A 19,393-nucleotide genomic window follows, 5' to 3' on the forward strand; every position below is an offset into this window, starting at 1 on the left:
CCACGCCACTGATGTGGATCGCGGCGGCGCTGGCCGCAGCCACGGCACTGGCCTGGCTGCTGCGCCGCCCCAACGCACAGGCCGCATGGCCAAGCACCGGGCTCGGGGTCGCCCTGCTGGTGTTCTGCGCCGCACTGGCGCTGCAGCTGGCAGTGGACCTGGGCAGCGGCCACAGCTCGCTGCAGCTGCGCCTGCATCGCGGCGTCAACGGCGGATCGCTGGTCGGCCTGCGCACGATGGTGGCGTGCTATCTGGCAGCGCTCGCCACCGGCGGCTGGGGCGCGTGGAAGCTGTTGCGCCGGCGCAGGTAGTGCCGGCCGCTGATCGGCAATCGGCAATCGGCAATCGGCAATCGGCAATCGGTAGAGTCGACTGTTAGTCGACTGCTCTCTCTGTCGGCACCGAAAAACCCGCGCTGCGCGCGATAGTCGACTATCAGTCGACTCTACCCGCGGCGGAATGACATGACACCCCGCCGATTCCGATCCTCAGCGGCGGGCCGCTTCGCTCTTGTCGCGCGCGCCGCGGAACTCCGATTCCTTTTCCCACGTGGGCCAGCGGCGGCTGTTGGCCAGCTCCGCACCCAGGTCGTAGACCAGCAGGGTGTCCGCAGCGTGGCCGCTCGGGTCCCAGCTCGGCGTCCAGGCATCGCAGGCCTGGTGGTAGCAGTCGGCGAAGTACTTCTCGCGCAGCGCGCGGCCGGCTTCAACCCCACCGTCCAGCTTGTCCAGGCCCGGGCCGATGGTGATCGCCGGCACGCCCAGGCGGGCGAAGGCGAAGTGGTCGGCGCGGTAGAAGAAGCCGGCTTCCAGGTTCGGATCCGGGCTGTAGCTGCGGCCGCGGGCCTTGGCCACGCGTTCCAGGTCGCCTTCCAGCGACACCCGGCCCTTGCCCCACGAGGCGATGTCGCGGGTCGGGCCATCCGGGCTGAACATTTCGATGTTCAGCACCGCGGCGGTCTTGTCCAGCGGCGCCAGCGGATGCGCGGCGTAGTAGCTGGCGCCCAGCAGGCCCTTCTCTTCGGCGGTCAGTGCTACGAAGTACAGCGTGCGCTGAGGCTGCGGGCCAGCGGCGAACACGCGGCCCAGTTCCAGCACCGTGGCCACGCCGGTGGCATTGTCGATCGCACCACGGCGGATGCGGTCACCCTTGGCGTCGGGCTGGCCGATACCGAACGCATCCCAGTGCGCGGAGAAGATCACCGCCTCGTCGGCATGCTCGCCACCGGGCAGCTTGGCCACCACGTTGCGGGTGACTACCTGTTCGCGCTTGAGCGCGAAGTCCACGCTCAGCTTGGCGTTGTCCAGCGCCACCGGGCGAAAGTCGGCACGCATCGCCTTGCGCTTCTCCGCATCGAAATCGAGGCCGGCGTCGGCGAAGATCGCCTCGGCCAGCTCGCGCTGCATCCAGCCGCGCAGCGGCGTGTGCTGCGCCATCGCCTCGGCCTGGCTGCGTTCGATGTCGAACAGCGGCGAGGTACCCGAGCTCTTCACCGTGGCCCAGCCATAGGCGGCCGGCGCGGTCTCGTGCACGATCAGCACGCCCTCGGCGCCACGGCGTGCGGCTTCCTCGAACTTGTAGGTCCAGCGGCCGTAGTAGGTCACCGCCTTGCCGTCGAACGCGCCCGGCGCATCGGCTTCGAAATCGGCGTCGTTGATCAGCACCACGGCGATCTTGCCGTGCAGGTCCACGTCCTTGTAGTCGTTCCAGTGGCGTTCCGGCGCATCAATGCCGTAACCGACGAACACCAACGGTGCATTCTTGATCTGCACGCGCTTGCGCGGCTGCAGGCTCTGCAGGGTTACGTCCACGCCATTGGCCAGCGCACGCTTGCCCTGCTTCAGCGACAGGCTGGCCTTGGCCGCGCCTTCCAGCTGCGCGCGCACCAGCGGCACCGGCTGCACCCAGCTGCCGTCCACGCCGCCCGGCTGCAGGCCATAGCTGCGGAACTGCTCGATCAGGTACTGCACCGTGCGCTCTTCGCCCTCGGTGGCCGGTGCGCGGCCCTCGAACTCATCCGACGCCAGCACGCGCACGTGCCGCGACAGTGCCTGCGGATCGATGCCGCCACCGGGAAGGTCATTGGCCGCATGGGCCAGGCCACCGACGAACAGGCAGGACGACAGCAGCAACACGCGCATCGGATTCACGGCAGTACCACGGCTAGCTTGGAAGTCACCAGAGTGTAACGTGGTCGTGACATCGCGGTGCAGCGTGAGCTTGCGTCATCCACGCATGGCGTGGAGCTACCGACGGATGCGATCCAGCCAGCAGGCCAGGCCCTGCGCGTTGAGTTCGATGTCCATCGCCAGCACCGCAGTCACCGCCGCATCGTCCAGCGCACAGCCATGCAGCTGTGCACGTTCCAGGTACAGCGCCTGCAGTGCAGCCAGCAGGCAGCGGTGACGGTCCGGCCGGCCATCGCACTGGCGGCCGATGGCGGCCATCGCATCGATCTGTTCGAACAGGTCGTTGGCCAGTTTCTCCACCTGTTCCACACGGCCGTAGTGGGTCAGGTACATCGCCTGCGGGCCGTAGCCCAGCATGCGCCGGATCGAGGCCTTCATCGCTTCCGGGTCGAACTGCACCGGCGACGACGTCGGGAAGATGAAGGCCCCCTGCGCGCTGTCCAGCTCGCGGTAGGAAATGCCGAAGGTATCGCCGGTGAACCAGCTGCGGCTTCGTGCATCCCATACGCAGTAGTGGTGCAGTGCGTGGCCCGGCGTGTGCAGCAATACCAGCTCGCGGCCGGCCAGGTCGATACGGTGGCCGTCCTCGGCCACCACCACACGATGTTCGGGAATGGCCTCGATACGACCATAGCTGCGAGCGATTTCCTCGGCGCCATACACCGCCGTAGCACCGGCGATCAGCCGGGTCGGGTCGATCATGTGCGGCGCACCGCGCGGGTGCAGCACCGCTTTCGCGTTCGGCAGCTGCTGCATCAGCAGGCCGGCGCCACCGGCATGGTCCAGGTGCACATGGGTCAGCAGCAGCCAGTCCACCGCGTCCACGCCCAGCCCCGCGTCGGCCAGCGCCTGCAGCATGGCCGGCACGGAAAGGCCGGTACCGCAATCGACAAAGGCCGCGCGGCCGCTTTCAACGATCAGGTAAGCCGCGTCGAAGTCCGGGCGCTGGAAACCGGTATCGATGGTATGGATGCTGGGGTCGGCGGTCATCGGCACGCACCTGGCAGTCTCGGAAACAGAAGCCCATGGTAGGCGCGCAGGCGGCCCGGGTTCGATGCGGCTTTGGTCGGAGGGGCGCTTCTGTAGAGCCGAGCCCACGCTCGGCTGCCATTCTGTCAGGCATCAGCCGAGCATAGGCTCGGCTCTACAGCGGCACGCGAAGTCGAGCATGGCTGGACTCTACAAAGGCGGGACTACCGGTCCAGCCATCGCGGCCGCACCAGCAGCGCCAGCACCAGCACCGCCAGGAACGCGCCGTAGGCGTAAAGCACCGCCAGTACCTGCGGCCAGATGGGGCCGGCACCAAGCTGTGCCATGCCGATGCGATACCCCCACAGCATCGACGCGATGCTCAGGGCGAAGGCCAGCAACAGGGTGGTGCCATCGAACAGGCGCCGCCGCGCGGTGCGCGGCTGGCGCGGGAACAGCCAGTACAGGCTGCCCAGCAGCAGGAACCAGGGCAGGAACAGCAGCAGCGACAACCAGGCCATCGCAGACTCCATGTCATCGCGCCGGAGGCGCGTGGGCATCATGCCACGGGCGCTGTGCCACGGTCGTGCCGGCGGAGTGCTTCCCTGTAGAGCCGAGCCCATGCTCGGCTGCTTTGCAGCCCAGCCGAGCATGGGCTCGGCTCTACAGAGGCGGAGCAAAGTCGAGCATGGCTCGACTCTACAAAGGGCAGGCAGGCCCGGCGATCAGGTCCCTTCGCGCAGCACGGCCAGCGCGGCCAGCACGGCGTCCACTTCGGCTTCCAGCTTGAACAGTTCGCTCTGCAGCTGGTCGCCCTGCTCGGCCTGCTTGATCACCGCGATCAACTGCCCGGCATCGCGCGGCGAATCGAAGCCCTCGCTCTGGATCAGCAGCGTGCCGTCACCGGCGGTCAGCTTGAAGTAGAAACGGCCGTCCTTCTCGCGGTACTGCTTGAACTGCGGCGGTGCCACGCGGGCCACGCCGGCGTCCTCGCTGGCGATATCGCCGGCGGTGGACAGGTCACGCAGGCCCACCGCATGGCGCAGTTCCTCCAGCAGCGGTGCCGCCAGCTGCTCACGCAGCTGCTGGCCACGGCGCTTGAGCAGCGCTTCGATCTTATCCGGCTCGGCCATCAGCGCGTTGTAGCGCTCGCGCAGCGGCGACAGCTCGCTGTCGATGCGCTCGAACAGCTGCTGCTTGGCGTCACCCCAGCTGATGCCGGCGGCGAACGCCCTGGCGAATTCGGCGGTCTGTTCCGGGGTGGCGAAGGCCTGGTACATCTGGAACAGCGCCGAGCCCTCGGTGTCCTTCGGCTCGCCCGGTGCGCGCGAATCGGTCAGGATCGAGAACACCAGCTTCTTCAGCTCCTCGCGCGGCACGAACAGCGGAATGGTGTTGTGGTAGCTCTTGCTCATCTTGCGGCCATCCAGGCCGGCCAGCGTCGCCACCTGCTCGTCGATCACCACGTCCGGCAGCGGGAAATACTCCTTGCCGTACACGTGGTTGAAGCGCTGGGCGAAATCGCGCGCCATCTCGATGTGCTGGATCTGGTCACGGCCCACCGGTACCTGGTTGGCCTTGAAGATGAGGATATCGGCGGCCATCAGCACCGGGTACATGAACAGGCCGGCGCTGACGCCTGCATCCTCGTCCACGCCTTCCTCGCGGTTCTTGTCCACCGCCGCCTTGTAGGCGTGCGCGCGGTTGAGGATGCCCTTGCTGGCGATGGCGGTCAGGAACCACATCAGCTCGGTGGTCTCGCGGATGTCGCTCTGCCGGTAGAACCACACGTGTTCCGGGTCCAGGCCGCAGGCCAGCCAGCTGGCCGCGATCTCCAGGGTCGCGCGCTGGGTGCGCTGCGGGTCCTGTGACTTGATCAGGCTGTGCAGGTCGGCCAGGAAGAAGAAGCTCTCGATCCCCGGCGCGCGGCTGGCCGCGATGGCCGGGCGGATGGCGCCAACGTAGTTGCCCAGGTGGGGCGTGCCGGAGGGAGTGATGCCGGTAAGGACTCGGGTGGTCATGACTGCGTGGGGTAACCTTCGATGAACGGGGCCAGTTTACCTTGCACGCCACCAACCCCGTCAGGGCCCGCGGCGCGTTCATTCACGCAACCCCGCTGGAGACGCCCGATGAAACGCCTGCTGCCCCTGCTGCTTATCCTGCCTCTGGCCGGCTTCCGCCCGGCTCCGATGCCGCCGCCGGTCTACGAGGGCGGCCCCGTGCGCATGGCCCTGGTCGACCGCGACCGCGGCACCGAACTGCGCAGCTACCCCGCCGAGGGCCAGCGCTGGGTGGCCGGTGAGCGCGGTCACCGCTACGCCGTGCGCCTGTACAACGACAGCCCCCGCCGGGTGCTGGTGGTGCTGTCGGTGGACGGCGTCAACGCCATCTCCGGCGAAGATGCCGATCCCTCGCAGACCGGTTACGTGCTCAACCCCGGACAGCGCGCCGACATCACCGGCTGGCGCAAGAGCCAGGACGAAGTGGCGCAGTTCGTCTTCAGCAGCCCCAGCGGCAGCTATGCCAGCCGCACCGGCCGCCCCGACAACATCGGCGTGGTGGGCGTGGCCGTGTTCGAGGAAGCGCGCCGCTGGCGCCCTGAGCCGATCCTGCGCCGGGGCCTGCCACCGCCGGCCCCGGCTGCACAGGCCGAAGCGGCCGCCGATGCCAGCGCCAGCCGCATCGAGGGCTACGCCAGCAAGCCGCAGGCGCCGGCGCTGGGCACCGGCCACGGCGCGCGCGAGCAGTCCTCGGTGCGCGATACCGAGTTCGAGCGCGCCAGCCGCAGCCCGGCGCAGGTGTTGCAGCTGCGCTACGACAGCGCCCGCAACCTGCGCGCGCGCGGCATCCTGGTCGATTCGCCGTCACGCCTGCCGCGCGAACCGCAGGCGTTCCCCAACCGCTACGTGCCGGACCCGCCGGCACGCTGATCCTCCGCGCAGACAACACAACGCCCGCAACCTTTCGGCGCGGGCGTTGTGTCGTGGGGGAAACCCGGGGGCTTACTTGTAATCCGGGTAATCCTTGCGCACGCTGTCTTCGAAATCCCGGACTTCCTTCTCGGCGCGGTCCTTGGCCCAGCCATAACGCTCCTGCAGGCGACCGGCCAGGTATTCGGCATTGCCTTCGGCCACATCGAAATCGTCGTTGGTCAGATCGCCCCACTTGGCCTGGGCCTTGCCCTTCAGCTGCGACCACTTGCCGGAAATGATGTCTTTGTTCATTGCTGGGAGTCCTTGGTTGCAACGGCGTTCTTACCGTGGTTCCAGCTTCGCGCAGTCGCTGTTGAGTACCGGTCAACCAGCAATGAAATGCGTGCTCACCTGCTTGAATGGTTCACTCCGCTTGCACAGCCGTGTGTGGCAGCGTGCAAGAAAAAGGCCGGGGATGATCCCCGGCCTCTTTCCTTCCGTTCCGCGCCGGGCTCAGTTGCCCTTGGCGGCATCCTCAACCTTCTCACCGGCCTTCTGCACGTCCTTGCCGGCACCGGCCACAGTGTTGCAACCGGCCAGCAGGGCCACCGAGAACATCGACAACAGCATCAGGGCAACTACGCGCTTCATGGGCTTCTCCTTGGGTTCGCCGCTATACCGCTTCATTCGCGGATGGGATTCTTTCGCTCGGCGGGAGGGCACCAATGCCCACTGCCGCCGCGTGAAGTGCAATCTGGCGGCAGGGGCGTGGAGCGGGTGTGAACGGTTCGGCAATCCGTTCAGCAGGGGCGGTCAGTCGCGCATCAGGGTGGACTTGCCGAACAGGCTTTCGACCAGGTCAACGGCCAGTTCGGCGGTGGCATTCTGCTTGTCCAGCAAGGGGTTGAGCTCAACGATGTCCAGCGACCCCATGCGCCCGGTGTCGGCGATCATTTCCATCACCAGCTGCGCCTCACGGTAGTTCACCCCGCCCGGCACGGTGGTGCCCACGCCCGGTGCGATGCTGGGGTCGAGGAAGTCCACATCAAAGCTGACATGCAGGTGGGTGTTCTCGTCGATACCGGCCAGCGCCGCCTCCACGGTGCGCTTCATGCCGTTCTCGTCGATGTAGCGCATGTCATAGACATCCACCTTGTGGGTCTTGATCAGGCGCTTTTCTTCCGGGTCCACCGAGCGGATACCGATCTGGTGCATCTGCGACGGGGTGATCGCCGGTGCGCTGCCGCCGAGGTGGGTCAGCGCCTCCGGGCCGAGGCCGCACAGGCAGGCCACCGGCATGCCGTGGATGTTGCCCGACGGGGTCACGTCACTGGTGTTGAAGTCCGAATGCGCATCCAGCCACAGCACGCGCAGGGTCTTGCCCTGCTCGCGGCACCAGCGCGCCACCGCAGTGATCGAACCGATGCCCAGGCAGTGGTCGCCGCCGAGCATGATCGGCATGCGCCCGGCCTGCAGTTCGGCATAGCTGGCTTCCATCAGCGCGTGGTTCCACGCCACCACTTCATCCAGGTGCCGGTAACCTTCCACCGGCGCGGTCCACGGGTTGCGCGGACCATCCAGATTGCCCAGGTCGCGCACGTCCACGCCACGCGCCTCCAGCGCCTCCGGCAGCCCAGCCACGCGCAGCGCTTCCGGCCCCAGCCGTGCACCGCGATGGCCCGCACCGACATCGGTGGGAACGCCAATCAACGATACGGAAATGGGATGGGCCATGGGTGCCTCCTGCGGGGGAAAAAGAAGCACAGTCTAGCCAGAGCTGTGTGACACCACTCGCGGCGGTGCAGCAGGGCTGGCCCGCTCAACGCGCGCCCCGCTCGCGCAAGAGTGTGTGGATTTCCTGCAAGGCATCGATCTGACGCTGCTCAAAGTCCGTCCTTATGGTGGAACCTTTGACTGCAGCGTAGCCAACGACCAGCGCAAAGAGCCCTAATACCAACGTAACCGCATCCATCCTTCCTTCAAGAAAGAGCCATACCGCCGCGACAAGTCCGGCCAGCACCGCCACGCCCAGCAACTTGTAAACCCGTCCCCACCGTGTTGCCTGCTCTCTGTCCAGAAGCGACCGTCGATACCGCTCTTCATCCAGTAACTCTGTGGCACTGCAATGGATCAACAACTTGTAAGAAGTGCTGGAGCCGTCGTTAATGTTGACATCGCCATGAATGTCTCCCGACTTGAAGTCTCTCATCGACTGGATCCTGGACCATTGCCACCGGCCACCCGATGGCGCCGTTCATCCCAAAGATATCGACAGAGATCGCCCCAACTGAACGGCGGTCCGCAAGACGTTGGGAACAGGCACACGAAAGTAATTTCACGCTAAGGCGTGGTCATTGCTTCCGCATCGGCGTCAGGCTCTGCACCTGGCCGTTGTTGCGCATCATGCACAGGAAGCGGCCATCGGGGTAATCGATGATCAGTTCCTGGTAGTCGCTACCCACCGGCATCTGGGTCACCGGCGTGCCCTGCGCGCTCTTGCGCATGTTGCAGGAACCCAGCGCGGTATCGCCCGCCGGCGCGGGGGTGGCCACCGAGGACACATTGCGGAACACCGCGCGGCAGCCGCCGTTCACCCACACCGAATGCCGCGTCAGCCCCCAGTTCTTGCCTTCCTCGCAGCGGGTACGGCTGAGCTGGCGCACGATTTCGACGTTGCCGCGGGTATTCAGATCGCACGACACCTGCTGCTGGCCGGTGGATTCGCAGGTGACTTCGCGGGGTAGCGCGGCATCCCCGGCGGCAGCGTCGCGAGGGCGAACGCTGTTTGCGGCGGGCGCAGGCGCACCACTGCTACTGACCTGACAGATGCCATTGGCGCCGCCACGGCCGGTGTAGCTGATCTGCGGCGTGCCGTCATCGCTGCGGCTGATCGACAACGTGATACCACTGTTGGCATCGCGTGCTTCGAAATAGCGGTCGTTGAAGCGCTTCAGCGTGGCCTCGCGGCCCTGCACGTAGACCGGCCCGCCATCGTCGGCGTGAACATCGATGCCGCCCGGGCAGCTGGCGTTGAAGAACGGTACCGCAGCCATGGCCGGGGCCACGAAAGCGGCGGATACCAGTGCGACGGTGAGCGACAGGACGTGGCGACGCATGTGCGGATCCCGAAGGGGCCCAGGTGGGCGTGTGGAGGCAGTATGCGTGGGGCGTCGCTGGCTGTACGTGAGGAATATCAAGATCCGGGTGGTGCGCGTGGGGATTCATGTCTGGTAGGGTGTTCTGGAAGCCCTGCCGGGGAAGTTAAGCCAGCTTTACTTCCTGCGCCATGAAGGGCTGTGCGACAGCAATGACGCACCAGGATTCGTCGTTGGTTGCAGCCCCGCGCGATATGTCGCTTCTGGCATTGCGATGCTCGAAACGGGCCGAACGCGATAATTCATTCTTCCTTTCAGATCACCCGATGCCATCGAAACAAACGACTGGCAGGCGGGGATTTCGCGTGCGCATGATGAATCGCCACCTGCAAAGGTGGTCGGGACTTCCAAGCCCGTGTTGTCAACGATGTATACGCTTGCCAGCCGGCGTCGTCCTTTCAGGGGCGGCGCCGGCTGGCAATCCGTTCGCCGATCGACGGCGGGCGGTGCGTGGGGGCCTCGTGCCCGCCGATTCGTTGACCCGGTCTTGGAAGCCACGCATCGCCCGCCACCCTCTTCGGGTGGCACCTCTGTTGCCGACGAGGACGCCCGCATGCCCAAAACCCATCACCCGTACCTGACCGCCACCCTGGGCGAGGCTGCCCTGCGCCTGCCGCCCGAACTGGCGCAGCCGTTGGAAGCCGCTTTCGCCGCCGCCAACGAGGCGCCCGCGCCCATCAACCTGCCCGGCTGCCTGCAGCGCATCCACGCCGGGGACGCCGCCGATGGACAGCCGTGGCCGGGACCGGCAAGCACACCTGGCGACACGGTGGCCGCCGCACGCAGGGATCGCGCCGCAGTGGGCCTGGTGTCGCTGCTGGAGCTGTATCACGCCGCAGAGCGCGTGCGCGTGGACGGGGAAGAGAAAGACGATATCGGCGATGGCACGCGCGAGGGACTGATGCTGGCCTGCCGGGGGCTGGCGGAGTATGTGGCGTTGCAGGTGCAGGGGGCTCAGTAATGCAGAACGGTGGGATTCCAACGCACAGCGTCAACGCCTCGCTACCCCGGCTATCGAATCAGGCTGACCCACTCCTGAAATGCGCACACCCTATCCAAACCTGAAACCTGTTTTTGTTGAGCTGCGGCTGGACGAAGTGGATTCGCGCGGTGGCGCTGTTGCCGAGATGATCGCCTCCACCACGCGTCCCAAGGCGCTTTCCATAAGCCCTGAAGTCATGTGGTACAGCTTCGTCCTGAATGACCGCGACATCACCCGCATCACACCTGGAACGCGGGCACACTGCACGATCTCCTTCATCAACCATGACGGTGCGAAAGAGGTATTTCCCTGTGGCACGGTGGCCGCCTTCGGAGACAGATCGTCAACAAGAGGGTTGATCCGCATCATTCGGATTGATTGAGACTGATCGCACCGGACTTCTTGGGGCGGCGGAAGTGGAGCTCAGTGCCTTGATGCCTCACAGGGCACTGGCATGCAGGCGCACACCCAAGGCACGGGTCACCTTCAGGATGGTGGCGAAATCGGGGCTGCGTTCGCCGGACAGTGCGCGGTAAAGACTCTCGCGCGACAGGCCCGCCGCGCGCGCAACCTTGCTCATACCCTGAGCGCGCGCGATGTCGCCGAGCGCCTTGGCAATGAACGCGGAATCGCCGTCGCTTTCCTCGATGCAGGCGTCGAGATAGGCGGCCATTTCTTCGGGTGTCCGAAGGTGTTCGGCCACATCAAATGCTTTGAGTTCGACTTTTTTCTTGGTCGCCATGATGGAACTGCTCCAGTACTTCGGTATTGATTCGTTTCGACTACAGCCGGTTCGACGCTCACAGGGCACGTGCAATCTCCCTGGCCTTTTCGATATCGCGTTGCTGTGAGCTTTTGTCACCTCCGACCAAAAGAACCAGCAACTGCCTGCCGCGCTGGGTGTAGTACAGGCGGTAGCCCGGCCCTGCATCGATACGCAGTTCGGAAATACCGTCCCCAGATGGCGGTGATCACCCGGATGGCCTTCGGCGAGCCGACCGATGCGGGCCAGGATGCGAGCGCGTGCAGTTACGTCCTTGAGAGCGTCAATCCATGCCGCGAACTGACGGGTACGCTGGATCTTCATGGAAGATGTAGCCTACTGGCTACACATTTTCAACTACGAGAAACGCGCATCGACCACGAAGCACGCGCACAGGCAGGTGGGACGCACCTCGTCAGGTGCAAGATGAGATAACAGCAAGGAAGGAAAAGAAGGGGAGAGACGCAGCAGAGAGCAGTGCTCGACCGATTACTGCGCCGCCGTGTCGAGCTGCACAACTGGAGTTTGGTGGTGCCGCTTATCCGAATCGAACGGATGACCTACTGTTTACAAGACAGTTGCTCTACCAACTGAGCTAAAGCGGCATGGGTGGTGCACCGGCGGCAGCGCCGCGGTCCGGGGATTCTAGCGCAACCGCGTGCATTCCAGCGACCGGCTCTGTGCCGCCCCGCTGCGCTGCTGGGCCTGGGCCGGCTGCGTGCCCGCCGCCAGTTGCGCTTCCAGCCACCACTGGCCGGCGTCGCCGCTGGCCACCAGGCGCGGCTGGAAGCCGGCGGCCTGCACCGCCGCCATGCGCCGCTCGGCGCCTTCGCGGTTGCGGTACTGGCCCAGCGCCACGGCGTTGGCCTCCTCGCCCTGGCTGATGATGTAGTAGTCGCTCAGGCCGGCGGCGACGATGCGCTTCACCGTGGCCTGGGCCTCTTCGCGGCTGGCGGCTGCCGGCAGCATCACCCGGTAGCGGGCGCTGCCGCTGGCAGCGGGCTGTTCGCGCAGGCGTACCTGGCTGAGCAGCGTGCCGGCCTTGCCCTGCGCGCTGGTCGCGGCCGCACGGTCGGCGAACGGGCCCAGCGCAACGCAGCGCGGCGGTTCGGCAGCCTCGGGCGGGGTTGCGGGTTTTCCCGGCGCTTGGGCTGATGCAGGCGGTGTTGCCGGCTTGGCAGCGGCAGCAACCGGCGTAGCCTCAGCCGCCTGCGGCTTGGCAATCTCCGGCTTGGCCGGGGCGGCGGGCGCCGGCGTTACAGCCACGGCCGTCTTCTCCGCCGGTTCGCGCTCCATCAACGGCGCGGTCGGCGCGGCAGCCGTGGCTTCGGCGGCCGCAGCGGCATCCACGCCACCGGGCACCCAGCGCAACTCGGCCACGCCGGCGGGTTGCGGCGGCGGCGCAGGCTTCTCCGGCGCATCGCGCAGCAGCCACCAGCAGGCGACGCCAAGATTGAGGATGGCCAGTACGACGATCAGGGCACGGGTCAGCATGCGCGGATACTAGCCTGCGGGCTGGTGCACCGCCCAGCGGGCGAGGCCATCCAGCACCAGCGAGGGGTGGTAGTCGGCGCCGGGCAGCAACGGCATCAGCGCCGGTGCGCCGCCCCCGTGCACCAGCAGCGACGGCGCCACGCCCAGCAGCGCGTGCCCCTGCTGCGCGCTGCGTTCGATCAACGCCACTGCGGCGCCATCGCAACCGGAAGCCAGCGCATCGGCGGTGTCGTTGGCGAATTCGCTGTAGTCGCCGCCGGTAGCCGGCAGTTGCACGGCACGGGCGTGCAGCGCTTCGCGCATGGTGGTGGGCGATGCGGAAATGCGGCCACCGTGGTGCTGGCCGTCAGCGTCGAGCAGGTCAATCGTCAGTGCGGTGCCCACGCCCACCACCAGCACCGGGCGCTGCGCCTTGGCAGCGGCCAGCAGCGCCAGGAAGCGGTCGACGCCGAACTTTTCCGGCTTGGCATAGGCAATGCGCACACCGGCGCATTCGGCGCTGGTACGCACCACGTGCACGTGCTCGAAGCGACGCTGCAGCTGGTCCAGCATCGCGCTGGTCAGCGACGGTGCGGCCACGCTGGCCACGAACGCGGTGGTGCCGCTGGGCAGGCTGTGCGGCGGCTGTCCGGCCATGCCTTCGGCGCCATGCGCCCAGGCCTGCACGTCACCGGCACGGTCGCCCTGCAACGGCGCGAACTTGAAGCGCGAGTTGCCGAGGTCGAACAACCAATCGCTCATGCCGCCCTCACGCTGACTTCGCCGGCGTGCAGCAGGCGCTCACGGCCATCGATGCGCACGCGCAAGGCGCCGTCATCGGCCAGGCCGAGCGCGGTGCCATGCTGCCACTGCCCTTCCAGTTCCACCCGTACTTCGCGACCGGCCAGCATGTCGAACGCGGCGTAGCGCGGCAGAAAGGGAGCGAGGCCTTCGCGATCGAATTCTTCCAGTGCCGGCAGCAGGCGCGCCAGCACGGCAGCAACCACCACGTTGCGGTCCACCGGCTTGCCGGCCAGCGTGTCCAGGTCCACCCACGGCTGGGTGATCTGCTCGGCGAAGGATGGCGGCATGTGCGTGTTGATGCCGATGCCGATCACCGCGCGCGCCGGGCCGGCATATTCGCCACCGCCCTCGGCCAGCAGGCCGACCAGCTTGCGCTTGCCATCGACGATCAGGTCATTCGGCCACTTCAGCTGCGCCTGGGTATAGCCCAGGTCGTGCAGCGCTTCGGCCACGGCGATGCCGGCCACCAGGCTCAGCCCGGCCAGGCGGCCGAGGCCACCGGAGAACAGCCGCAGCACCGACAGGTACACATGCGCGGCCAGCGGCGACGCCCACGTACGGCCGCGACGGCCGCGGCCGCCGGTCTGGCGTTCGGCCAGCAGGACGCTCACCCCGCGCTGGGGCGCGCTGCAACGCAGCAATTCGGCATTGGTCGAGTCCACCGTCCAGGCCACCTGCAGGTCGTGCAGCAGCGGCAGCACCTCGGCGGGCAGGCCGGCACGGATCGCATCCGGGTCCAGCAGGTCGACCGGGCGGGTCAGGCCATAGCCCTCACCTGCACGGCCTTCGATGTCCACACCGGCGGCTCTAAGTCCTTGAATACGCTTCCAAATGGCCGCCCGGGTCTGGCCCAGCTCACGGGCCAGGGCGTCGCCGGAGAGGCGACCGGCAGCGAGTTTGGCCAGCAATTGGCGGTCGTCCACGGCAGCTTCCACGAAGTCAGGAAGGAATTATGCGGGAAAGCCGCCAGCGGCGCCCGCCACGCTGGGTTCTGCGGGGGCTTCCAACGGGGCGCCGGGTTCGGGCTAGAATCGGGAACTCACCTTCCCTTAACGTGGATGTCGTCAATGCGCCGCTATGCCCATTGCCTGATCCTGCTGACGATGCCCTTCGCGGCGTCTGCGACGGCAGCGCTGGACGACAGCCGCGGCGCCTGCGTGTCCTCCAACGGCGATGCCGCCTCGCAGCGTGCACCGACCGCGACCGCTTCGGCCGCCACCACCAAGCCGGCACCGGTCCGCCCGGCAGCCAACACCAGCACGGGCGGCGGTGGCAGCGACGACGACGTGCTGCAGCGCATCCGCGCACCGAAGTGGCACAGCTACCTGCCGGGAATGTTCCGCTGATCAAGTCGTTGCTGCAGTGGCTGCGACCTGCGCCGCGGCCGATCGACGATGTACTGTGGAATGAGGCCTGCCGCCGTGCGGCCTGGCTGCACGGTCTGGACGACGAACGCCGCGCGCGATTGCGCGTACTGGCCGCACGCTTCCTGCACGAGAAGACCATTACCCCGATCGGCGAGCTGCAGCTGGAGGCCGGCGATGGCGTGCTGCTGGCGGCACTATGCTGCCTACCGCTGCTGGAGTTCGGCGAGGTGGGTCTGGAAGGCTGGTCGCAGCTGATCGTCTACCCCGATGCATTCCGCGTACATCGCAGCCACATGGATGCGGCCGGCGTACTGCATGAGTGGGATGACGAACTGATTGGCGAGTCGTGGGACAGCGGTCCGCTGATCCTGTCCTGGGCCGATGTGCAGGCCGACCTGGCCGCGCCGCACGAGGGCTACTGCGTGGCGGTGCACGAGATGGTGCACAAGCTGGATGCACTGGATGGCGCGATGGACGGCACGCCGCCGCTGCCGCGCGAATGGCAGCGTGAGTGGGCGGCCATCTTCCAGCGCGCCTACGATGCGTTCTGCGCGCAGGTGGATGCGGGCGAAGAAACGCTGATCGATCCGTATGCGGCCGAAGCGCCGGAAGAATTCTTCGCGGTGACCAGCGAGTATCACTTCTCGGCACCGGATCTGCTGCAGCAGGCGTTGCCGGAGGTGGCCGCGCAGCTGCGGCGGTTCTATGGCGAGCCGCCGGCGATCGAGACACGGTAGTGCCGGCCGCTGGCCGGCACCCTGGCAATGCCACCGAAGATCATGAGGGTGCCGGCCAGCGGCCGGCACTACCGTTTGCGGGGGCTTACGGCCCCGGCGGCAAGCGCACTTCGAAACGGGCGCCGCCCAGTTCGCTGGAACGGCCGACGGCCAGTTCGCCGCGGTAATCCTTGATCAGGTCCTGCACGATCGACAGGCCGATGCCGTGGCCCTGCACGCGCTCGTCGCCACGCACGCCACGCTGTAGCACTTTGCCGATGTCGTCCGGGGCAATGCCCGGGCCATCGTCGTCCACCGCCAGCAGCAGGCCAGCGCGGCGCGCGTTCGGTGCCGGCAGCGGCTGCGCGGTCAGCAGCACGCGGCGGTTGGCCCACTTGAAGGCGTTTTCCAGCAGGTTGCCGAGCAGTTCCTGCAGGTCGCCCGGTTCGCCGTGGAAGCGCGCGGCCGGGTCGATGTCGAATTCGCACAGCACGCCCTTGGAGGCATAGACCTTTTCCAGGCCGCGCACGATCTCCTCGGCGTTGGATTCAATCGGCAGCGGCGCGGAGAACAGCTTGTGGCCCGACGATGCAGCACGTGCCAGCTGGTAGGAGACCAGGTTGTTCATGCGCTGCAGCTGCACGTCCAGCTCCTCGCGCAGGGCGCCATCGCCGGCCCCGCTGTCCATCTGCGTGCGCAGCACGGCGATGGGCGTCTTCAGGCTGTGCGCCAGGTCGGCCAGGGTATTGCGCTGGCGCTCGAGGTTCTCGCGCTCGCTTTCAATGAAGGCGTTGATGCTGTCGGTCAGCGGTTCCAGCTCGCGCGGGTGGCGCTCGCTCATGCGCTCTGTCTCGCCGCGCTGCACCTTGGTCAGCTCGGTGATCACCCGACGCAGCGGACGCAGGCTCCACTGCAGGATGACGGTCTGCAGCAGCAGCAGGATCAGGCCGATGCCGCCCAGGTAGAACCAGACACGGCCACGGAACACGCGCAGCTGCGCGCCCAACGCGCGCGAGTCTTCCATCACATAGATGGTGTACGGGAATTCGGTGGCCGGGTCGGCGTCGGCGTCCCACACCAGGCCCAGGCCATAGCGGTACACCGAGCCCTGGCTGCCGTCGATCTGGATCATCGGCAGCGGGCCTTCGAACACTTCCTGGCGTGGCGCCAGCAGGCCGCCGCCGACGGTGGGCAGCATCGGTCCTTCGGCGGACATCGAATTGCCCTTGCCGTGCGGCATCACCACCTGCAGGTACAGGCCACTGCCCGGCACGTCGAAGCGCGAATCTGGCGGCTGCTCGCGGATGTACAGCGAGCGGTCGCGGGTGAAGTCGATGCCGGCCGCGTACGCGGTGGCGTAGTTCTTCAGGCGCTCACGCAGGTTCGCCTTCGCCGTATCGGCGAAGGCGGCGTCGAGTGCGTAACCGGCCAGGGCCAGGAACGCGACCAGGCCCACGGACGCGGCAAGCATCTGGCGCGCCTGCAGGGAGCGCGGCCGCCAGCGTCGGAAGAACCACAGACGGCCGGACATCATGGTCTCGCCAGGCTGAGCCGGCTCAGCCCTCGTTGCGCGGAATCGCGAAACGGTAGCCGCGGCCGCGCACGGTCTCGATCGGCTTCAGTTCGCCATCCGGGTCCAGCTTCTTGCGCAGGCGGCCGATGAACACTTCCAGCACGTTCGAGTCGCGGTCGAAGTCCTGCTGGTAGATGTGCTCGGTGAGGTCGGCCTTGGAGACCAGTTCACCGGCGTGCATCATCAGGTACTCCAGCACCTTGTATTCGTAGCTGGTCAGGTCGACATTGCTGCCGGCCACGCTGACGGTCTGCGCAGCCAGGTCCAGGGCGACCGGGCCGCATTCCAGGGTCGGCTTGCTCCAGCCGGCGGCGCGGCGCAGCAGCGCGTTGACGCGGGCCAGCAGCTCTTCGACGTGGAACGGCTTGACCAGGTAGTCGTCGGCGCCCTGCTTCAGGCCTTCGACCTTGTCCTGCCAGCTCGAACGCGCGGTCAGGATCAGCACCGGGAACTTCTTGCCTTCGTCACGCAGGGCCTTGATCAGTTCCATGCCCGACATCTTGGGCAGGCCGAGGTCGATGATGCCGACATCGAACGGAACTTCGCGCCCCATGTAGAGGCCTTCCTCGCCGTCCTGCGCAGCATCGACTGCAAAGCCTTCGCGCTTGAGCCGGGCTGCCAGGGTCTCACGCAGCGGGGCTTCGTCTTCGACCAGAAGGATACGCATGAACTCTCCCTAGTGTCCTGGGTGTGGCCCGGAGGCCTGTGGGGTACGGGTTGATAGCGACAACTATCCCTGTTCAGGGGTTATCGCCGCGTAGTGATGACATATCCGCCCGCGGCGTGCGCGGCTGTGAACGCGACGGGGCGGGGTCGTCCATGTAGCGGACCCGGCCCCGATCGTCCATGTACTTCACCCGGTTGATATCACGACCATCGAACGGCACGCGCTCGGCGCCGAGGATGTGGCCGCCGGTGGTGCGCTGCACGCGGCGCACGGCATCGGACAGCGAGCGCTCGTCGCCACGGCCACCGCGCTCGCCCCGCTCCATCATCTCCGCCCGCCCCTGGTCGCCGCGCGGCGGCTGCTGCGCAAGCGCCGACGACAGCGGCACAGCCGACAGCGCCACGCAGGTGGCCAGGGCAATGCGGCGATGGAAGGGAGCGGAAGACATCGATGCGATCCTAGCCGAGCACGGCGATTCGTTCAAAAGTCGTAAATCCGGAAGCCGGGTGCGGGACCCGGCCTTTACAATTCCTTTGCAAATTCTTGGTTTGGGGCAGTGAATCCGATCTGAACTTTTCCGGGCGATGCCGCGAGTTGTTCATCTAGGTGAACATTCGGGACGAATCGCCGCCCCTTGTCAAGTCAGGACCGTGACCGACGTCACGCTGCGGCGCGATCAGCTTCGCGTTCGGTGACCGTCAAGGCCTGTTCGACCAGGCTCCAGTCGGCGCCCGGGCGGTGTGCGCCCTCGCTCAGCACCTGACGGAATGCGCGGCCGCCGGGCTGGCCGTGGAACAGGCCGAGCAGGTGGCGGGTGATGTGCTTCAGCGCCAGGCCTTCGCCCAGACGCGTCTCGATGTAGGGGCGCAGCGCACGCAACAGGTCACCACGGGCCTGCAGCGGGGCGCCGGTGTGCAGCGCCTCCAGCTGATGCAGCAGGTAGGGGTCGTGGTAGGCCGCGCGGCCCAGCATCACACCATCGACGTGCGCGGCCTGCGCCTGCACCGCCTCGATGCTGGCCAGGCCGCCGTTGATCACCACCGGCAGTGCCGGGCGCTCCTGCTTGAGGCGGTAGGCCCAGTCGTACTTCAGCGGCGGAACCTCGCGGTTCTCCTTCGGCGACAGGCCCTTCAGCCACGCGTTGCGCGCATGCACCACCACCATTGCGGCACCGGCGGCGACCTGGCGGTCGACGAAGGCGGCGAACACGTCGTAATCGTTGTCTTCGTCCACGCCCAGGCGGCATTTCACCGTCACCGGGATGTCGACCGCATCGACCATCGCCGCCACGCACTCGGCCACCAGCACCGGCTCGCGCATCAGGCAAGCGCCGAAACGCCCGGCCTGCACGCGGTCGGACGGGCAGCCGCAGTTGAGGTTGACCTCGTCGTATCCCCACTCGGCGGCAATGCGCGCGGCCTGCGCCAGCAGGGCCGGATCGCTGCCGCCCAGCTGCAGCGCCAGCGGCTGTTCGCTGCGGTCGAAGCCGAGCAGGCGCTCGCGGTCGCCGTGGATGACCGCGTTGGCGTGCACCATCTCCGTGTACAGGCGTGCACCCGGCGCCAGCACGCGATGGAACACGCGGCAATGGCGGTCGGTCCAGTCCATCATCGGCGCAACGGACAGGCGCAGGGAATCAGCGTAACGGGCGGTGGCGGACGTCATCAGGGTGTTGATTATGGAGACTGGCATTGCCAGTGAGATCAATAGTTTACACCGCTCGGCTGAATGCGCCCGGTCAGCCGCGCTGCGAGCGCCGCGCGGGCCCGTTTCCGGCTGGCGGCCGGGGCGGGCTGGGCGGCGGCGGCGGACGCCTCCTGCCC

Annotated in this window: 23 protein-coding genes, 1 tRNA gene and 1 pseudogene; 6 read left to right on the forward strand and 19 right to left on the reverse strand. The window is 67.1% G+C overall.

The features are described from left to right. Window positions 1-11 precede the first annotated feature (11 nt). Entirely contained in the window at window positions 12-311 is a 300-nt protein-coding gene (locus G370_RS0117935; RefSeq protein ID WP_032955509.1) for a hypothetical protein, read from the forward strand. Between the two features lie 177 nt (window positions 312-488). Here G370_RS0117935 and G370_RS0117940 read toward each other — a convergent pair whose 3' ends face one another. The 4 genes from G370_RS0117940 to G370_RS0117955 all read right to left on the reverse strand — a co-directional run bounded on the left by G370_RS0117940 (window position 489) and on the right by G370_RS0117955 (window position 5,179). Further along, entirely contained in the window at window positions 489-2,141 is a 1,653-nt protein-coding gene (locus tag G370_RS0117940; protein ID WP_019661826.1) for a M28 family metallopeptidase, read from the reverse strand. Between the two features lie 105 nt (window positions 2,142-2,246). Then, window positions 2,247-3,179, reverse strand: a complete 933-nt coding sequence (locus G370_RS0117945; RefSeq protein ID WP_019661827.1) for an MBL fold metallo-hydrolase — start codon at window positions 3,177-3,179, stop codon at window positions 2,247-2,249. Between the two features lie 203 nt (window positions 3,180-3,382). Then, complete coding sequence (locus G370_RS0117950) at window positions 3,383-3,679, reverse strand: hypothetical protein (protein WP_019661828.1); 297 nt, start codon at window positions 3,677-3,679, stop codon at window positions 3,383-3,385. A gap of 204 nt (window positions 3,680-3,883) precedes the next feature. Then, on the reverse strand, window positions 3,884-5,179 hold the full coding sequence (locus G370_RS0117955) for a tryptophan--tRNA ligase (protein WP_019661829.1): 1,296 nt from the start codon (window positions 5,177-5,179) through the stop codon (window positions 3,884-3,886). Between the two features lie 108 nt (window positions 5,180-5,287). On the opposite strand from G370_RS0117955, the gene G370_RS0117960 reads away from it, so the two are divergent. Continuing rightward, window positions 5,288-6,088, forward strand: coding sequence for a hypothetical protein (locus G370_RS0117960; protein WP_019661830.1), 801 nt, complete (start codon window positions 5,288-5,290; stop codon window positions 6,086-6,088). Between the two features lie 72 nt (window positions 6,089-6,160). On the opposite strand, the gene G370_RS0117965 is transcribed toward G370_RS0117960, so the two are convergent. From G370_RS0117965 to G370_RS0117985, 5 genes are all read right to left on the reverse strand, one after another. After that, window positions 6,161-6,382 (reverse strand): CsbD family protein, encoded by a 222-nt coding sequence (locus tag G370_RS0117965; protein WP_019661831.1) that lies wholly within the window; start codon window positions 6,380-6,382, stop codon window positions 6,161-6,163. A 201-nt stretch (window positions 6,383-6,583) separates the two neighbouring features. Next, a complete protein-coding gene (locus G370_RS0117970) occupies window positions 6,584-6,721 on the reverse strand; it encodes an entericidin A/B family lipoprotein (protein WP_019661832.1) in 138 nt (45 codons plus the stop codon). Window positions 6,722-6,883: 162 nt separating this feature from the next. Beyond that, a complete protein-coding gene (gene rocF, locus G370_RS0117975) occupies window positions 6,884-7,804 on the reverse strand; it encodes an arginase (RefSeq protein ID WP_019661833.1) in 921 nt (306 codons plus the stop codon). 85 nt (window positions 7,805-7,889) lie between these two features. Next, entirely contained in the window at window positions 7,890-8,279 is a 390-nt protein-coding gene (locus G370_RS0117980; RefSeq protein WP_019661834.1) for a hypothetical protein, read from the reverse strand. Window positions 8,280-8,421: 142 nt separating this feature from the next. Continuing rightward, window positions 8,422-9,186 (reverse strand): DUF3011 domain-containing protein, encoded by a 765-nt coding sequence (locus G370_RS0117985; protein ID WP_019661835.1) that lies wholly within the window; start codon window positions 9,184-9,186, stop codon window positions 8,422-8,424. 592 nt (window positions 9,187-9,778) lie between these two features. Here G370_RS0117985 and G370_RS0117990 point away from each other — a divergent pair. Both G370_RS0117990 and G370_RS0117995 read left to right on the forward strand, forming a co-directional pair. Then, window positions 9,779-10,186, forward strand: coding sequence for a hypothetical protein (locus G370_RS0117990; protein ID WP_019661836.1), 408 nt, complete (start codon window positions 9,779-9,781; stop codon window positions 10,184-10,186). Window positions 10,187-10,265: 79 nt separating this feature from the next. Beyond that, window positions 10,266-10,589, forward strand: coding sequence for a hypothetical protein (locus G370_RS0117995; RefSeq protein WP_019661837.1), 324 nt, complete (start codon window positions 10,266-10,268; stop codon window positions 10,587-10,589). Between the two features lie 57 nt (window positions 10,590-10,646). On the opposite strand, the gene G370_RS0118000 is transcribed toward G370_RS0117995, so the two are convergent. The 6 genes and pseudogenes from G370_RS0118000 to birA form a co-directional block, all read right to left on the reverse strand. Next, entirely contained in the window at window positions 10,647-10,949 is a 303-nt protein-coding gene (locus G370_RS0118000; RefSeq protein ID WP_019661838.1) for an addiction module antidote protein, read from the reverse strand. 58 nt (window positions 10,950-11,007) lie between these two features. Next, window positions 11,008-11,294, reverse strand: a pseudogene (locus tag G370_RS1000000121455) (type II toxin-antitoxin system RelE/ParE family toxin). Between the two features lie 205 nt (window positions 11,295-11,499). Next, window positions 11,500-11,575: transfer RNA gene (locus tag G370_RS0118005), tRNA-Thr, on the reverse strand. Window positions 11,576-11,615: 40 nt separating this feature from the next. Then, the gene (locus tag G370_RS0118010; protein ID WP_019661839.1) at window positions 11,616-12,464 is read right to left on the reverse strand and encodes an SPOR domain-containing protein; all 849 of its coding nucleotides are present in this window, start codon (window positions 12,462-12,464) and stop codon (window positions 11,616-11,618) included. 9 nt (window positions 12,465-12,473) lie between these two features. Beyond that, a complete protein-coding gene (locus G370_RS0118015; protein WP_019661840.1) occupies window positions 12,474-13,205 on the reverse strand; it encodes a type III pantothenate kinase in 732 nt (243 codons plus the stop codon). Then, window positions 13,202-14,170: a bifunctional biotin--[acetyl-CoA-carboxylase] ligase/biotin operon repressor BirA gene (gene birA, locus G370_RS0118020; protein WP_019661841.1), complete on the reverse strand. Its 969-nt coding sequence runs from the start codon at window positions 14,168-14,170 to the stop codon at window positions 13,202-13,204. The genes G370_RS0118015 and birA overlap by 4 nt, the downstream gene beginning before the upstream one ends. Before the next feature lie 144 nt (window positions 14,171-14,314). Between birA and G370_RS0118025 the strand changes: the two genes are divergently transcribed. Continuing rightward, on the forward strand, window positions 14,315-14,593 hold the full coding sequence (locus G370_RS0118025; RefSeq protein WP_005411956.1) for a hypothetical protein: 279 nt from the start codon (window positions 14,315-14,317) through the stop codon (window positions 14,591-14,593). Next, window positions 14,560-15,351, forward strand: a complete 792-nt coding sequence (locus G370_RS0118030) for a M90 family metallopeptidase (protein ID WP_019661842.1) — start codon at window positions 14,560-14,562, stop codon at window positions 15,349-15,351. Before G370_RS0118025 ends, G370_RS0118030 begins: the two co-directional genes overlap by 34 nt. An 85-nt stretch (window positions 15,352-15,436) precedes the next feature. Here the strand turns inward: G370_RS0118030 and G370_RS0118035 are convergent, their stop codons facing one another. From G370_RS0118035 to dusA, 4 genes are all read right to left on the reverse strand, one after another. Then, window positions 15,437-16,861, reverse strand: a complete 1,425-nt coding sequence (locus G370_RS0118035) for an ATP-binding protein (RefSeq protein ID WP_032953760.1) — start codon at window positions 16,859-16,861, stop codon at window positions 15,437-15,439. Between the two features lie 25 nt (window positions 16,862-16,886). After that, window positions 16,887-17,570, reverse strand: a complete 684-nt coding sequence (locus G370_RS0118040) for a response regulator transcription factor (RefSeq protein WP_004136763.1) — start codon at window positions 17,568-17,570, stop codon at window positions 16,887-16,889. A gap of 73 nt (window positions 17,571-17,643) precedes the next feature. Next, a complete protein-coding gene (locus G370_RS0118045) occupies window positions 17,644-18,018 on the reverse strand; it encodes a hypothetical protein (RefSeq protein ID WP_019661843.1) in 375 nt (124 codons plus the stop codon). Between the two features lie 212 nt (window positions 18,019-18,230). Next, window positions 18,231-19,262, reverse strand: coding sequence for a tRNA dihydrouridine(20/20a) synthase DusA (gene dusA, locus G370_RS0118050; protein ID WP_019661844.1), 1,032 nt, complete (start codon window positions 19,260-19,262; stop codon window positions 18,231-18,233). Window positions 19,263-19,393: the final 131 nt, after the last annotated feature.

The sequence above is a fragment of the Stenotrophomonas hibiscicola ATCC 19867 genome (assembly GCF_000382065.1).
Classification (GTDB): Bacteria; Pseudomonadota; Gammaproteobacteria; order Xanthomonadales; family Xanthomonadaceae; genus Stenotrophomonas; species Stenotrophomonas hibiscicola.